Here is a 15535-nt window from a genome sequence, read left to right on the forward strand (position 1 = left end):
GCCTAGAACCGGAAATCGAAGGCGAGCGCGACGCTTGCAGGACGGTCGTATACGGCATTGTAGGCGATCCCGGTGTTGCGGGTGATGGTGGTCGCCAGCGGGACCGCGCCGGCGGTCTGCATGATCCGTTCGCTGGTGAGATTGCGACCGATGAACGAGAGCGCCCAGCGGTCGTCGATGTCGCCGATCGATACACGCGCGCCGACCTTCAGGTAAGCGTCTTGCGTGGTGCGCGGATCGAGGTTGGCGGCGGCGATATAGCTCGACGAGTAGTCGAAGTTCAGGTTGGCGCCGAACTTCAGCGACCGGCCGATCTCGTGGCTGAAGTCGGCATTTAGGTTGCCCGACCACTCCGGACTCAGCGTGTTACGCTTACCCGAATAGTTGCAGAAGCCGCCTGGAACATCGGGCACCTGCTGGAAATAGCACTGCCCGTCGGTGAAGTTCGTGAACTTGAAGTCGAGATAGGCGAGCGCCCCGCTCAGGGTGAAGTGGCGGTCGACCGCCCAGCGGAAGTCGCCCTCGACCCCCTGCGTCGTCGCACCGGCCGCGTTGCGAACGTTGAAGTTCAGCGTGCCGTCGAACACGTTGGTCTGCAGGTCCTTGTACTTGGTCCGGTAGAGCGAGACGTTCAGCGCCAGATCGCGGCCTTTGTACTTCAGGCCGGCCTCGATGTTGTCCGCCCGTTCGGAATCGAACTGGAAGGCACCGGGCCGCGCGACGGTGGTGGAATTGGGCAGCGAGTTCGAACGCACGTCGAAACCGCCCGCCTTGGTGCCCCGCGCGAACGAGGCATAGACCATCAGGTCGTCGGTCACGTCGAACTGGATGTTGGCCATCGGGTTGAACGAATCCTCGCTCAACTTGCCCGAGATCGAATGCGCCTCGATGTTGAGCGCGCGGAACGTGCCCACGACCACGGGAAGCGGAAACGTGTTAAGCGAGCCGCGATTGACCGTCAGAACCCGGCTGCCCTCTTTCGTTTCATGATTGAAGCGTGCGCCCAGCGTCAGCCTGATCGCCTCGGTCAGCGACAGCTCGCCCTGCGCGAAGACCGATATCAGGTCCGAACTCTGACTGTAATCGCGGTCGTTGGTGGTATCGCCGAGCGCGTTGAACGGAGGGCCGAAGCCCAAGAACGTCGGGTTGAAGCGCACCACGTCGGTCACGCCGAGCTTGGTGTTCTGGTAATAGACGCCGGCGATGTAGTTGAACGCCTGGTCGCCGGGCGATGCAATGCGCAATTCCTGCGAGAGCTGGCGATAATCCTCGGTCTGGACCGTGCCGTCGAGGAAGACGGGTGCCACGAAGTCGACGTCGACCTGCTCGGTGACATCGTAGTCGAGATAGCCGCTGACCGAGGTGAGCGTATGGGCGCCAAGCTCGAGATTGGCGGTCATCACCGCGTTGAAAATCTTGTTCCGGCTTTCGTAACCGCCGTCGGCCCGGACGTAATCTTCCTTGGTGTCGACGAACAGCGGTCCGGCGAAAATCGTGTTGTAACTGCCGAATGCGCCGAAGATCTCGCGCGGCTGGCCCTTCGTCTTGAAGTCCGCGTATTCGAGCTTGAGATCGGCCGAGAGCGCGGAATCGCCCTCGAACGCGAGGATGCCACGCGTGAAGATTTCGCGCACGTTGGGCTCGCGTCGATTCTGCCGCGTGTTGAAGAAATACCCCTCCATCGTCCGGTAGTAACCCACCACCCGCGCGCCGAGGCCGCTCTCGGTCAGGGGCGAGGACAGGACGGCAGTGACCTTCGCCTCGTCGTGGTTGAATTCGTACATCGCGTTGACCGAACCCTCGAGCTCGTTGCCCGGTCGCCGGCTGACGACGTTCACCGCGCCGGCGATCGCATTCTTGCCGAACAGCGTCGGCTGCGGCCCGCGCAGGACTTCGACGCGCTCCAGATCGACCAGCGGCATGCGGCTGAGCTGGTCGCGGCCATAATAGATGCCGTCGACGAACATCGCGACCGACTGCTCGAAACCCTTGTTGTCGCCCGACGCGATGCCGCGGATCGCGATCCACCGGGCCCGACGACGTGCCCGATCCGGTCGAGCGGGCGAGCTTCTTTCCGGGCGCATTACACCTGCCGCCATACCACGGCGGCGCACCCGCACTGATCATGGAATCGCGCCTCGTTCCGCCGGGCGGCGGCGACACGATTACCGAGGAAGGCGTGCCGGGCGAACTGCAAATACGGGGCCCGGCGGTATTCGAGGGATACTGGCGCGCGCCCGACCGGACCGAAGAGGCATTTACCGACGACGGCTTCTTCAAGACCGGAGACCTGTTCCAGATCGAACAGGGCGGACGCTTCTATCGCTTTGTCGGGCGTTGCAAGGACCTGATCATCCGCGGCGGGGTCAACATTTCGCCCGAAGAGATCGACCAGCTTCTCGGCGGCCATCCGAACCTTGCCGAAGCCTGCGTGTTCGCCCTGCCCGACCCCGTCATGGGAGAGCGCATCGGTGTCGCAGCGGTGCCGCGGCCCGGCTCGGAGGCGACCCTGGATGCCGTCACCGCATACCTGCGCGAACAGGACCTTGCAGTGTTCAAGCTGCCCGAACGCCTGTTCGTGTTCGACAGCCTGCCGCGCAACGTAACCAACAAGGTCATGCGCAGCGAAGTGCGCGACATGGCGCTCGCGATGATCGAGGAAGGAGCCTGACGTGGCCCGAGAGGTGTTCATCCTGGGCGGCGCCCAGACCGATTTCGCCCGCAATATCGACCGCGAGGGCGGCGGCATGTTCGAACTGTTCCGCGATGTAGCAGAGGCCGCTTTCGAAGCGACCGGCATCGCGCCGGCGGACGTCGAAACCGCGCACGTCGGCAATTTCGTGGGCGAACTGTTCGCGGGCCAGGGTCAGCTTGGCGGCTTCTTCGGGCACGTCCACCCCGACCTTGCCGGCATCCCGACCTCTCGCCACGAAGCCGCCTGCGCCTCAGGCAGCGTTGCGATCCTGGCCGCGAGCGCCGAGATCGAGGCCGAGCGCTACGGCCTCGCGCTGGTTCTCGGCATCGAGCTCATGCGTAACGTGCCCGGACAGCGCGCCGCCGAATACCTGGGTTCGGCCGCCTGGGCGGGACGCGAGGCGCAAGGCGCCCGGTACCTGTGGCCGCATATGTTTTCGAACCTCGCCGCGGAGTACGAGGAACGCTTCGGCCTCGACCGCGCCCACCTGCGCGGCATTTCGGAAATTGCTTTTGCCAACGCCAAACGCAATCCCAACTCCCAGACCCGCAACTGGGCCATCACGCCCGATCACTTCGGCGACAATGACGACTTGAATCCGCCGATCGAAGGCACCCTGCGCAAGGCCGATTGCGGGCAGGTGACCGACGGCGCGGCGGCGATCTTCCTCGCGTCGCGCGAGGTGGCCGAACGCCACGCAAAGCGGCTGGGCATCTCGATCGACAGCATCCCGCGGCTCAAGGGCTGGGGCCACGCAACCGCGCCGCTGCTCTATTCGACGAAGGTCGCCGCCAGCCGCGGCCAGCCTTACGTCTTCCCCACCGTCCGCAAGGCGATGATGGACGCACTCACCCGCGCCGGGATGGACGGCATCTACGCCTGCGACGGGGTCGAGGTGCACGATTGCTTCTCGATCACCGAATACATGGCGATCGATCACTTCGGAATCACGCCGCCGGGCGAAAGCTGGCGCGCGGTCGAGGACGGCACGATCGCGCTCGGCGGCAGGCTTCCGGTCAACCCGTCCGGCGGCCTGATCGGCCTGGGCCATCCGGTCGGCGCGACCGGTGTGCGCATGACCCTCGACGCCTGGCGGCAGGTGACCGGCAATGCCGGGGATTACCAGGTCGAAGGTGCGCGGAACTTCGCCACCTTCAATGTCGGCGGCAGCGCGACGACTTCGGTGAGCTTCGTAGTCGGCGTCTGACCACGTGGTGGACGCCTTCATCTACGATGCCATCCGCACCCCCAGGGGCAAGGCGCGCCCCGATGGCGGGCTGGCCGCGCTGACCCCGGCCGCCCTGGTCGCCAATCTCACGGACGCCTTGCGCGACAGGCGCGACGACAGGCTGGACCGGATCGGGGCGCTCTACCTCGGCTGCGTCACGCAGGCGGAGGACCAGGGCGGCCATATCGCGCTCGCTTCGAAGTTCGCGGCAGGCCTGCCCGATAGCTGCGTCGCGCACTCGCTCAACAACTACTGCGCCTCGGGACTCAGCGCGATCGGCCACGCGGTTGCCAAGGTCGTCTCCGGCCAGGAGGCCGCCGTACTGGCCGGCGGGGTCGAGATGATGAGCCGCGCCCCGTTCCTCAGCGATCGGGCGGCCTATTATTCGGCAGAAGACCTGCCGCCACGCCAGCGCTTCGTGCCGCCCGTTCTCGCCGCCGACCGGCTCGCCTATGCCGAGGCGATCGGCCGCGACGAGCTCGATGCCTGTGCGCTCGTGTCGCAGCATCGCGCTGCAGCAAGCGATCTCGATCCGGCATTGCAGGCATCCCGGATCGCCGCAGGTTCGCTCGCAGGCGAGGAATGCATACGACCGGGCACCACGCGCGAAGGACTCGCAGCCATGCCGGCTGCGTTCGGCGCGCTCCAGCAAGCGCATATCTCCGCGCTTGAGGGCACGACGTTCGAGCCGCTCCATACCCTCGCCCACGCCCCGCCCGTCTGCGATGGCGCCGGTCTGGCAGTCATAGCGACGGAAGGATTCGGAGCCGCGCCGCGTGCCAGGGTCGTGGCCTATGCGGAAAGCGGCGGAGACCCGGCGGCATCCCTCACCGCCGGGTTGCTCGCGATGGACAAGGCTCTCGCCCGCGCCGACCTGTCGCTCGATGCGATGGACCGGATCGAGTTCATGGAAGCGTTCGCGGTCACGATCGCAAAGTTCATGCGCGATCGCACGCCCGACCCTGTCCGCGTCAACGTGAGCGGCGGCCACCTGGCCAAAGGCCACCCGATGGGAGCGACCGGCGCCATCCTCACTTCTACGCTGCTCGACGCCCTCGACGCCTGCGAGGGGCGATATGGCCTCGTCGTCGCCACGGGGGCGATGGGCATCGGCGCAGCGATGGTGGTTGAGCGGATCGCTCGCTAGTCTGCGATCACAACCGCTGCTTGCGGTTGACCCGGATCGCCCGGACCCTACATCGCGGCACCAATGGCTCGCGCTGTCGATCTTCCGCCGCCCCCGTCGCTCGACGCGATCGTCGATGCCGGCCCGGTTGCCCTGTTCCTGGATTTCGACGGGACACTGATCGAAATCGCCGACACGCCGGACGCGATCACGGTATCGCCGGGCCTGGCCAGCCGGCTCGCCGCAGTATCGAACCGTATCGGCGGGCGGCTCGCATTGGTTAGCGGGCGATCGCTCGACGATCTGGAGTTGCATCTCGGCCCCTTGCATCTGGCCAGCGCAGGTTCGCATGGAGCTGCGCTGAGAGGTGCGGACGGTACGGGATTCGGTGAGCCGGCGGTTCCGCTCGATGACGCGGTCGTTCGCGAGGTTCAGGCGTTCGCGGCGAAAACCGGCGCCGATTTCGAACCCAAGGCGCACGGCGCCGCGCTGCATTCGCGCGCCAATCCCCCGATCGAGGAGCACTGCGCGCTGTTTTTGGACGACCTCGCCGCGCGCCACGGTCTTGCCGTCAAGCGGGGCAAATTCGTGGCGGAACTGGTGCGTCCGGGGGCAGACAAGGGCGCAGCGGTACGTGCCTTCATGTCGGCACCACCATTTGCAGGAGCGATGCCGGTGTTCGTCGGCGACGACGTGACCGACGAAGACGGCTTTGCCGAAGCCATGCGCCATGGGGGCCATGCCGTCACGGTCGGCCCGCGAGACAGCCGGCTTGCCGCCTATGGCCTTGCCGATCCAGCTGCGGTCCACCATTGGCTGGGCTTGTGACTGTTTCCCAATCGACACTCGACCTCTGGCCCATCGGCAACTGCCAGGTTTCCGGCCTGATAGACGACAATGCCGGGTTGGTCTGGGGCTGTGTGCCCCAGGTCGACGGTGACCCGGTGTTCTGCAGCCTGTTGGGCGGCGACGTGCAGGACCGCGGCGTCTGGCGTTTCGAGCTCGAAGGCCAGGTCGGCGCAAGCCAGTCGTACGTCCGCAATACGCCGATCTTGGTCACCCGGCTCGAGGCAGCCGACGGCAGCGCGGTCGAGATAACCGACTTCTGCCCCCGCTTCGAGCGCTCGGGGCGGATGTACCGCCCCGTGGCCTACGCCCGCACCGTGCGCCCTGTCGCTGGCGCTCCCCGGCTGAAGGTGACCATGCGTCCGATGCGCGGATATGGCGCAAGCGAACCCGAAACCGTTCGCGGGACCAACCATGTGCGTTTCCTTGGCGTCGGCGAAGGGCTGCGCCTGTCGACGGATGCGCCGGTGGGACACGTGCTGGAGGGCCGGGCCTACCGGGTCGAAAGCGACCAGCATTTCTTCCTCGGTCCGGACGAGCCGTTCAGCGGCAACCTGCGGGCCGAAATCCGCCACATGGAAGAACTGACGAGGAAGTACTGGCAGATGTGGGTCCGCGGCCTCGCGATACCCCTGGAATGGCAGGACGAGGTCATCCGCTGCGCGATCGCGCTCAAACTGTGCCAGCACGAGGAAACCGGTGCGATCGTTGCCGCGCTGACGACATCGGTTCCCGAGGCGCCGGGCAGCGAGCGGAACTGGGATTACCGCTACTGCTGGATCCGCGACAGCTATTACACGATCCAGGCGCTCAACAGGTTGGGCGCGCTCGACGTGCTCGAGAAATACCTGGGATTCCTGCGAAACGTGGTCGCCAACGCAAGCGACGGGGACATCCAGCCGCTCTATTCGGTCATGGGCGAAGGGCGCCTGGACGAGCGCATTGCCCCCGATCTCGCCGGATATCGGGGCACTGGCCCTGTCAGGGTCGGCAATGCCGCCTATCTCCAGCGGCAGTACGATTGCTACGGCCAGATCGTCCTGCCCAGCGCGCACGCCTTTTTCGACCGCCGCCTGCTGCGGATGAGCGACGCGGGTGATTTCGCCAGCCTCGAAGAAGTGGGCGAGATGGCGTGGAAGATGCACGACCAGCCCGACGCCGGCCTGTGGGAATTCCGCACCCGCACCGAAGTGCACACCTATTCGGCCGTGATGAGCTGGGCGGCCTGCCAGCGGCTCGCGAACGTCGCCCGCGAACTCGACCTGGCCGACCGGTTCGCGCTGTGGGCCGAGCGTGCCGATGCGATCCGCACCACGATCGAGGCACGCGCCTGGGTCGATGGGCCGGACGGCGGGCACTACAAGGCCAGCTTCGAGAGCGACTATCTCGACGCCAGCCTCCTGCAACTGGCCGAGGTCCGCTATATCGCCGCCGAAGACCCGAAGTTCCAATCGACCCTGTGGGCGGTGGAGAGCGAACTGCGCCGCGGCGAACACATGCTGCGATATGCCGCCGAGGACGACTTCGGTACGCCCGAGACCGCGTTCAATGTCTGCACGTTCTGGCTCATCGAGGCGTTGCATCTGGCGCGGCGAGACGACGAGGCGCGCGCCCTTTTCGAACGCATGCTCGACCATTCGACATCGTCGGGCCTCCTGTCGGAAGACATGGATTTCGAGACTGGCGAGCTATGGGGGAACTTTCCTCAGACCTATTCGCTGGTTGGAGTGATCAACTGCGCCGTGCTGTTGTCCAGAAGCTGGAACACCCTCCGATAGGGTTTTACCGTGAGCCGCCTCGTCGTCATATCGAACCGCGTCGCCATCCCGACAGCTCGGGGTGCCGCCGGGGCTCAAGGCGGTCTGGCAGGGGCTCTCAATGCTGCGTTGAAGGATGCGGGCGGACTGTGGTTCGGGTGGTCCGGCAAGGAAAGCGAGCAACCCTCGACGGAGCCCCACCTGATCGAGGCCGATGGTGTCACGATGGCGACCATCGATCTCACCCCGCAGGACGTTGCCGAATACTATTACGGTTACGCCAATTCGACGCTCTGGCCGCTGTTCCACTACCGGATGGACCTTACCGAATACGAGCGACTGACCGCGATCGGGTACGAACGCGTGAACGAGCGGTTCGCAGATAGCGTCGCGCCACTGATCGCTGCGGACGATCAGATCTGGGTCCACGACTATCATCTCATCCCATTGGGAGACGCGTTGCGCAGGCGCCGCTGTCGGAACCGGATGGGCTTCTTCCTCCATATCCCCTGGCCGCCGACGCAGCTGTTCGTTTCGCTTCCCTACCACCAGCGTTTGGTCCGATCGCTGCTGTCGTACGATGTCATCGGCTTCCAGTGCGACGAATGGCTCGACAGCTTTCTGGATTACTGCCGCACGGAACTTGGGGCCGATGTCGACCCGTCGACGAACCGGATTTCGATCGATGGTCGCTCGGTCATTGCCAAGGCTTATCCGATCGGAATCGATTTCGACCACTTCACGTCGCAGGGCCGGACCGGCGAAGCGCGCCAGACCGCCCAGCGCGTGCTATCGAGCACGCGCCGCCGGACCGCAATGATCGGGGTGGACCGGCTCGATTATTCGAAGGGTCTGCCCGAACGTCTCGATGGGATCAGTCGCTTCTTCGAGAGGCATCCCGACAGGGTCCGCGACCTCGTGTTCATCCAGATCGCCCCGCCGAGCCGCGAGGATATCGACAGCTACCAGCAGATACGCGCGCTGCTCGAGCAGAAGGCCGGCCAGATCAACGGCGCACACAGCAGTATCGACCTGGTTCCGGTAAGGTACGTCAACCAGGGGCATTCGCCCGCGGAACTCTACGGGGCGTTCCACGCGTGCAAGATCGGGCTGGTCACGCCGCTACGCGACGGCATGAACCTGGTCGCGAAGGAATACGTCGCGGCGCAGGATCCCGCCGACCCGGGGGTTCTGATCCTGAGCCGGTTCGCGGGAGCGGCACAGCAGCTGAAAGGGGCTTTGCTGGTTAATCCCCACAGCCCCGACGATATCGCGCACAACATCCGCCTTGCGCTCGACATGCCGCTGGACGAGCGCAAGGCCCGCTGGAAACCCATGTTCGAATGCGTTCGGGACGAGAACGTGCAGACCTGGACGCGCGATATCCTCGCCGACTTGTCGGCCGCGCCCTCCGGCGCCTCGAAGGGACTTACCGCGGTGCATTGACGGATCCGTGGCACGCGTTGCGTCGCCGCAAATCCCGCATCAGCGAACGGTGCCCGGAACCCCTGCCTCCCAGTGCTGTGCCCGAGCGTTGCTGCCCTTCGCGCTCAAGGCGGCGACCGTCACGATGGCCGCGAAGACGACCCAAAATCCAAGCGCGAACGGGAAGTCGTTGCCCGCGACGATCCGCGCAGTCGCCGTGGCCAGCAGGGCCACCGGCGTTCCGACCACGACACCGTGCCACGCACGCGTCATTCGCGGCGAATGGATTCCGCGCCGGGCGCGCTTGCCCAGCCACATGTAGGTCCCCGTCGCGCAGATCGCCGTCAGCGCGATCCCGAACACGAGGTAGGCCAGCTTCACCGGCAAGCCGCCGAAGGTTCCGAAATGCAGCTTGTAGGTCGAGGCGGCCGCCTGCTGACCAAGCGTGCCGTCCGCCATGCCCGCGGTATGATGGAAACGCCCTTGCGCGTCGAAACCGTAGTACTCGCCGAAGATGAGGCGCTTGTCATGCTCGCCCACGATCTGGACGTGCTGGCCCTTCGTCAACGGATCGTGGAGGATCGCATAGGTGACGCGGACATGCGGATATTCGCTACGCATGTGCTGTAGTGCGGCGGCGACATTGGGCACCGGCGCGGGGGCCGGATCGGCCGCTCCCTCCTCACCGAAGATCGGACCGTAGACCGCTTCGACTTCGCCATCGTAGCGCGTTTCCGCGAGTGCATAGGCGGTCACCGTGGCCAGCCCGATCATCGCGCCCGTGAACGCGATCGCGACCGAAAACGGCAGCGTCCACACGCTCAGACGATTGTGCCAGTCGGTGATGCCCGCGCCGTTGCCGCTACGCGCGCGGAGCCGGAATGCGTCCCGGAAGATGCGGGGGTGCGCGCCGACGCCGCTGACCGTCAGCGCAAGCATCATCACGCCCAGAATGCCGACGATCGTAATACCCCACAACGCCGGCAGGTTCAGCGTGTAGTGCAGTTTGACGAGGAAATCGGACCAGGCGATCTGCTCCGGGCCCGCGATCGCTCCATCGGCATCGAGATGGAACGCCTGCGTGTCGGTCGTGACGGTTGCACGCGGCAGGTCCTCGATCGGCATATGGACGTAGAGGTGCGTCGTGGTCGGCTTTCCGGCTTCGGTCGCCAGCACGGCTTCCACCCCGCGCTGCGCGGCCTGGGGGGTAAGCGTCGCCATTTCCGGCGCGCCGGGCTGCTCGATCCGCTGCAGCTCCTGATAGAAGACCGCCACCGATCCGGTTAACGACACGATGTAGAGCAGCGCGCTGGCGAGCAGGCCGATGGCTGCATGGGCGGAGAGCGATTTCTTGACGGTAGTGGCTTCGATTGGTCGGGTCACAGCAGGCTCCCGCTGGCGATGGATGGCAGGGCGGCGATCAGGGGCGCAACAAGGATGGCAACCTGGCGCTTGCGGGTCGTCGACATCAGAACGGCGAAGGCCAGGATCGTCCAGGCGACCGGGACGGTGAACAGCGCGATCACGTTCGCATCGGCCTCGCTCGCACCCATTGCCAGCGCCAGCCAGTGCGCCGCGATCCCCAGCGCGATCGACGACACCAGCCCTGCGCCGGCGACAAGCAGGAACGTGGCTGCGCGCCGCCCCAGCCCCAGCGGCTCGTCGCCTTCGGGAAGCACGCCTGCACGGCGCTTCGACGCAGCGCGCCGGGCCGGCGGTGAAATCCACGCGGCTGCAGCAAGGCAGACGAGCGCCGCGCCCATCGCCCACAACGACACGACGGTCGCTCCCCAGGCACCGGCAGCCAGCCAGCCCGCGACCGTCCCGCCGCCGAGCAACGCCCATCCCGCGGTGTTGAGCGTCGCCGACCGGTGATCCCGGCCCCACGACAGGCGCAGCACTCCGATCGCGGCGATCGCCGCGATCGCACCCGTCAGAAGGAGACCCTCCTGCGCCATCAGAACCGGTAGCTCACGGTGCCCATGATGTTGCGCTCGCTGCCCATGAAGCAGTCGCCGCGCGCCAGGCAGGCCGAGTAGTAGCGCTTGTCGAACAGGTTGGTCGCGTTGAGGGCGAGGCTCCAGTTGGCATACGCCACCTCGGCCAGCGCATCGACCAGGGTGAACGCCGGCGTGACGATACCGTCCGGAAACGCCGGGCCGTAGGATCGGTTGGCACCCACATGGCGCACCCCGCCGCCCAGCAGCAGCGAAGTGTCGGGCCCGAGCGGGATGCCCTTCGTGGCCCAGAGCGACGCATTGAACTTGGGCACGTTGTCGAGCTGGCGACCCGTGCCGTCGAGCTCCGCCTCGTTGTAGCTGGCGGCAGCGATCACGTTGAGGTCGCCGGGAAGCGCGGCCGTCCCCTCGAACTCAATGCCTTTCGAGGTCAGCGATCCCAATTGCACTTGGTCGAAGGGGTCGGGAGTGGTGTCGTCCGAAACCGGGCGGTTGGTCTCCCTGATCCGGTATCCGGTAACCGTCAGCAGGATGGAATCCGCCGGGTGGAATTTCACCCCGGCTTCGAACTGGTGGCCGGCCTTGGGGATGAAGGCGCTGCCGTCGCTCGCGGTCCCGGCGATGGGTTCGAAGCTTTCGGTATAGCTGAAGAACGGCGACACGCCGCGCACGACTTCGCCGATGATGCCTGCGCGGAAGGTCGTCGCCGCATCGTACCGGGTGGGACCGCCCATGCTCTGCGCGCTCGTCCAGTCGCGGCGCGCACCCAGCACGACCGAAAAGCGGTCGAAGAAACGAATCTGGTCCTGCAGGTACACGCCGACCTGATCCTGATCGACGTCTTCGGCAACATAGGTCGGGGTCGGCAGGCCGCCGCCGTAGTCCGACAATGCGGCGTAATCGATATCGTAGATGTCGAACGTCTCGTACGCGAACCCGCCGGTCTTGCGGACCGAGTTGAAGCTGTAGTCTACCCCGGCCAGCACGCTGTGCTTCACCTCCGACCCTGTGTTGAAGTCGAATTCTACGTTGTTGTCGGTAGAGAATATCTCCATCCGCGCGATACTTCCGTCGACGTAGAGACCCATGATGCGCTGGTCGGCGTCTAGGAAGGGATTGGCAGGATTGGTGTAATTGTCTGGGTAGTGCGTGAAATACGTCAGGTCGCTGTCGATGTAGCGCGCCTTCAGATTGAGCCGCGCCGTGTCCCCGAAACGGTGCTCGAACAGCGCGGTACCCTGCAGCAGGCGGCCGTCGTAGCGATCCCATCCGGGCTTGCCGACGAACAAGTCGTTGGGCAGCCGTCCATTGGGATTGGGCAGGATTGTGCCGACCAGCGGGAGGAATTGCGACGTCGAGCCGCCGTCGTCTTCCTGGTAGAGGCCGATCAGCGTGAAATCGGTGTCGGGCGAAGGCCTGAACGTGATCGACGGCGACACCATCACGCGGTCGTCGGGCACGAAATCGGTCTGCGTGTCGGAATCGCGCACGCGCGCAACGATCCGACCTGCGACCGCATCACCCAGAGGGCCGGTGAGGTCGACGAGCGCTTCCTTGCGATCAAACGACCCGTATCGCATTGAAATCTCGCCCTCGGATTCGAACTCGGGTCGCTTCGACACGAGGTTGACGATCCCGCCGAGCGCGCCCTGTCCAAACAGGACCGAGGCCGGACCGCGGACGAGTTCGACTTGGTCGAAGTTGTAGAGGTCGGCGCGAATGCTCGCGTAGAAACTGAAGATGTCGCGCATTCCGTCACGGAACTGGAGTGCGTTGATCCCACGCACGAACGCTCCGTCGACCCGGCTGTCGGGGCCATAAGGATTGGCGGTGACACCGGACACGTAGTTGAGCGTGTCGCCCACGCTGACCGCACCCTGCGCCAGGAAAAGCTCGTCGTCGATCACCGTAATCGGCTGCGGCGTTTCGAGAATCGGCGTGTCGGTCTTGGTCGCGGTGGTGGTTTCTTCCCGCGCGCCCGTCACGACGATGACCCGCTGCTCTGCGTCCGCCGAAGCATTTTCGGCATGGGCCGCGACCGGAACGAGGGCACCGGCACAAAGGAAAGCGGACTTGAGAACTCGCATTGTCTGGACACCCCATCACGATCGATAGTCCGTCGCTATTGCGAATCATTCGCATTCGCAAGTCTCAATGAGATTTTTTCGGGCTAAGAAAAATGATGGGTGCCAATTCTCGAAGCTTGGGGCACTCTGGACGCCGGAAAATCACACGGTCGCGCATTGGAAGTACAAGCCTGGGCTCGGCATCGTGTCACCCGGCCATCGTGCAAGCGAACGAAGGGATATTCCGGAATGGCGATCAGTTTTTCGAAATCGATGATTCCCTGCATCGGCGCAGCACTACTCCTTGCCTGCGGCACCAACGCTGTCGCCCAGGATATGGAGAGTGCGGCGGATGAAGGCGCAGATCGCGCTCGGAATGCGACGCAGATCACGGCGTATGCCAGCGTCTCAGGGAGTGCTCAAACACCGTTGCCCGCGCCCTCGGCGAAGGACATCGACGCACTCTTCAAGCGATATGACAGCGAGACCACGCCAGGATGCAGCGTGGCAGTCATCCAGTCCGGAAAAGTGGCTTTCCTGAAGAGTTACGGCATGGCCGACCCTGCATTGGGCGTGCCCATGAAAAGCACCACAAGCTCGTGGATACCCTATTCTGAGGCTCGAGTGTTCCTGGCCGTAGCGATCGGGATGCTGGCGCGAGATCAGGCTATATCGCTCGACTCGACGGTCCGCCGCTACGTGCCGGATGTCCCCGAATATGCGCGCGACGTCACAATTCGGAACCTGATCCACCACACCAGCGGGCTTGCAGATTACGGGGTGCTGGCAGGACCGGGCTTCGACATTCGCGACCGGCTTTCGGAGGACGAATTCTTCCGGATGCTTTCGCATTGGGGACAGCTAGGCTTCGAACCCGGCAAGGGAGAGATGTACTCCAACACCGACTATGCGCTGTTGAAGATAGTCGTAGAACGGGTTAGCGGAAAGTCCCTCGATGGGTTTCTGCGTGACCGCCTTTTTTCGCCTTTGGGAATGAAGTCGACCCGCATGGGCTTCGACCAGTCCCAAGTCGTCCCGAACCATGCCCTTTTCCATGAATTTTCAGCCGGGGGTTCTCGAAAGGTGCTGCGCTACCGGGTCTCCCCCGTCGGAGGCATTTCAGTTACGACAAGCCTCGACGATCTGATCGTTTGGGATCGGGCGCTGAGAGAGAACCAGCTGTCCATACGGGAGCTTCTGCAACCGCTCGAGGATGGGGCAGCTACCGCCAAGGCCGACGACGACGGCACGAGCGGGTTTGTGTTCGGTAAGTATCGGCGAACGCACAAGGGCATCCCACTCATTGAATATCGCGGAGTGGGCGACTTCAACTATCTCGTCCAAGCACCAGACCACGACATATCCGTAGCGACGTTATGCAATGCTTACGACGATATGTGGCAATTCGGACCGGAGCTCGTCTGGATGTTTGCCGGGAGCCCTGACAGCCAAGAAGGACAAAGGTCGGCTTCAACGGATCGGCCAATAATTCCTCCCGGCCAGCCCACGGTCACAGTGCCGGCTTCTGAACTTGCAGCCCTTACTGGCGACTACCGCGCACCGGGAATTGGTCCCGTGGACGTTTCTCTCGTTGATGGGAGTTTGGTTGTGACCCCTCGTGGAAGGGCCGCCTTTCCGGCGCTGAGACCGATCGGGGAAGGCCTATTCGAAACCTATGTAGAAGATGTTCAGTTTATCGTCGCTTTCAAGCGTGACGGCGATGAGGTCGTCCTGTCCTCGTGGGACGCGCCCACCGGGGAGTCGGGTGGGCCAGATCTGAGACTTACGATCCCCGCGCAACTAACTGCCGCAGATCTGCAGCCTTATTCTGGCGTGTATGTCGGCGAGAGGGTCGAGGCGACCCTGTACCTTCGTGCCGAAAACGAGCGCCTGCTGCTCGCGAGTTCCGGCTTTCCCGAGGAAGCAATTACCCCCACGGCAAACAAGGACGAACTTCGCCTCCCCGGCACATATGTCGCGAAGTTTGAGCGGAATGAAGCCGGCGAGATCACAGGACTCGTTCTGGACGATTCAAGGGTCAAAGGCGTGCGCTATGCAAAGCGTCGATGATCTTTCATGGACCTCTCGTCACGACATGATTGTGCTGGGAGAACGCAGGTCATCCAACCTAATGTGGGTATACTGTGGGTAAAGCCGAATTTCCTACGCAAATTGCCCCAAACAGGCCCCAAGCGGCAGACCTAGCCGAGAGTCCCTTGCGCTTAACCCACTGGACTTCCCTGCTGAAAGACTGGTGCGCGACGCAGTCGCGAGCGAACCGGTCTCTACGCTGTTTTCCCTGAAATACAGGGAATCTACAGGGAAATTGACATTTTCCGGGCTGATCCGGTCAATGTAGATCGCCTATAACCCGCGGAATTCCGCCATTTCCTGATGCCAATTCCCTGCGCCCGGAACAGGGAATTCACCCACC

General features: G+C 64.3%; 11 protein-coding genes. 7 read left to right on the forward strand and 4 right to left on the reverse strand.

Annotated features, from left to right (window positions below; genetic code table 11):
• Positions 1–2: 2 nt before the first annotated feature.
• Positions 3–2084: a TonB-dependent receptor gene (locus AR323_RS11430; protein ID WP_235510575.1), complete on the reverse strand. Its 2082-nt coding sequence runs from the start codon at positions 2082–2084 to the stop codon at positions 3–5.
• Here AR323_RS11430 and AR323_RS11435 point away from each other — a divergent pair.
• From AR323_RS11435 to AR323_RS11460, 6 genes are all read left to right on the forward strand, one after another.
• The gene (locus AR323_RS11435) at positions 2042–2671 is read left to right on the forward strand and encodes a class I adenylate-forming enzyme family protein (protein WP_083495388.1); all 630 of its coding nucleotides are present in this window, start codon (positions 2042–2044) and stop codon (positions 2669–2671) included. The genes AR323_RS11430 and AR323_RS11435 overlap by 43 nt on opposite strands.
• A gap of 1 nt (position 2672) precedes the next feature.
• The gene (locus AR323_RS11440; RefSeq protein ID WP_057884086.1) at positions 2673–3902 is read left to right on the forward strand and encodes an acetyl-CoA acetyltransferase; all 1230 of its coding nucleotides are present in this window, start codon (positions 2673–2675) and stop codon (positions 3900–3902) included.
• 7 nt (positions 3903–3909) lie between these two features.
• Positions 3910–5070 (forward strand): thiolase family protein, encoded by a 1161-nt coding sequence (locus AR323_RS11445; protein ID WP_235510581.1) that lies wholly within the window; start codon positions 3910–3912, stop codon positions 5068–5070.
• 63 nt (positions 5071–5133) lie between these two features.
• Positions 5134–5877, forward strand: a complete 744-nt coding sequence (gene otsB, locus AR323_RS11450) for a trehalose-phosphatase (RefSeq protein ID WP_057884088.1) — start codon at positions 5134–5136, stop codon at positions 5875–5877.
• A complete protein-coding gene (locus AR323_RS11455) occupies positions 5874–7673 on the forward strand; it encodes a glycoside hydrolase family 15 protein (RefSeq protein WP_057884089.1) in 1800 nt (599 codons plus the stop codon). Before otsB ends, AR323_RS11455 begins: the two co-directional genes overlap by 4 nt.
• A 9-nt stretch (positions 7674–7682) precedes the next feature.
• Positions 7683–9098, forward strand: a complete 1416-nt coding sequence (locus AR323_RS11460; protein WP_057884090.1) for an alpha,alpha-trehalose-phosphate synthase (UDP-forming) — start codon at positions 7683–7685, stop codon at positions 9096–9098.
• A gap of 39 nt (positions 9099–9137) precedes the next feature.
• Here AR323_RS11460 and AR323_RS11465 read toward each other — a convergent pair whose 3' ends face one another.
• The 3 genes from AR323_RS11465 to AR323_RS11475 are packed head-to-tail and all read right to left on the reverse strand — an operon-like array spanning position 9138 to position 13122.
• On the reverse strand, positions 9138–10460 hold the full coding sequence (locus tag AR323_RS11465) for a PepSY-associated TM helix domain-containing protein (protein ID WP_057884091.1): 1323 nt from the start codon (positions 10458–10460) through the stop codon (positions 9138–9140).
• Positions 10457–11035: a hypothetical protein gene (locus tag AR323_RS11470; RefSeq protein ID WP_057884092.1), complete on the reverse strand. Its 579-nt coding sequence runs from the start codon at positions 11033–11035 to the stop codon at positions 10457–10459. The genes AR323_RS11465 and AR323_RS11470 overlap by 4 nt, the downstream gene beginning before the upstream one ends.
• Positions 11035–13122 carry a TonB-dependent siderophore receptor gene (locus AR323_RS11475; protein ID WP_057884093.1) on the reverse strand — a complete coding sequence of 696 codons (2088 nt, stop codon included), beginning with the start codon at positions 13120–13122 and terminating at the stop codon, positions 11035–11037. The genes AR323_RS11470 and AR323_RS11475 overlap by 1 nt, the downstream gene beginning before the upstream one ends.
• 228 nt (positions 13123–13350) lie before the next feature.
• Between AR323_RS11475 and AR323_RS11480 the strand changes: the two genes are divergently transcribed.
• Complete coding sequence (locus AR323_RS11480; protein ID WP_057884094.1) at positions 13351–15171, forward strand: serine hydrolase domain-containing protein; 1821 nt, start codon at positions 13351–13353, stop codon at positions 15169–15171.
• Positions 15172–15535 lie beyond the last annotated feature (364 nt).

Origin of the sequence: Tsuneonella troitsensis (assembly GCF_001441535.1) — a bacterium.
Lineage (GTDB): Bacteria > Pseudomonadota > Alphaproteobacteria > Sphingomonadales > Sphingomonadaceae > Tsuneonella > Tsuneonella troitsensis.

Bases quoted from the DNA above. Each gene is read 5' to 3' on its own strand.
- otsB (WP_057884088.1), top strand. From the start codon at position 5,134: ATGGCTCGCGCTGTCGATCTTCCGCCGCCCCCGTCGCTCGACGCGATC.
- AR323_RS11470 (WP_057884092.1), bottom strand. From the start codon at position 11,035: ATGGCGCAGGAGGGTCTCCTTCTGACGGGTGCGATCGCGGCGATCGCC.
- AR323_RS11430 (WP_235510575.1), bottom strand. From the start codon at position 2,084: ATGCGCCCGGAAAGAAGCTCGCCCGCTCGACCGGATCGGGCACGTCGT.
- AR323_RS11480 (WP_057884094.1), top strand. From the start codon at position 13,351: ATGGCGATCAGTTTTTCGAAATCGATGATTCCCTGCATCGGCGCAGCA.
- AR323_RS11475 (WP_057884093.1), bottom strand. From the start codon at position 13,122: ATGCGAGTTCTCAAGTCCGCTTTCCTTTGTGCCGGTGCCCTCGTTCCG.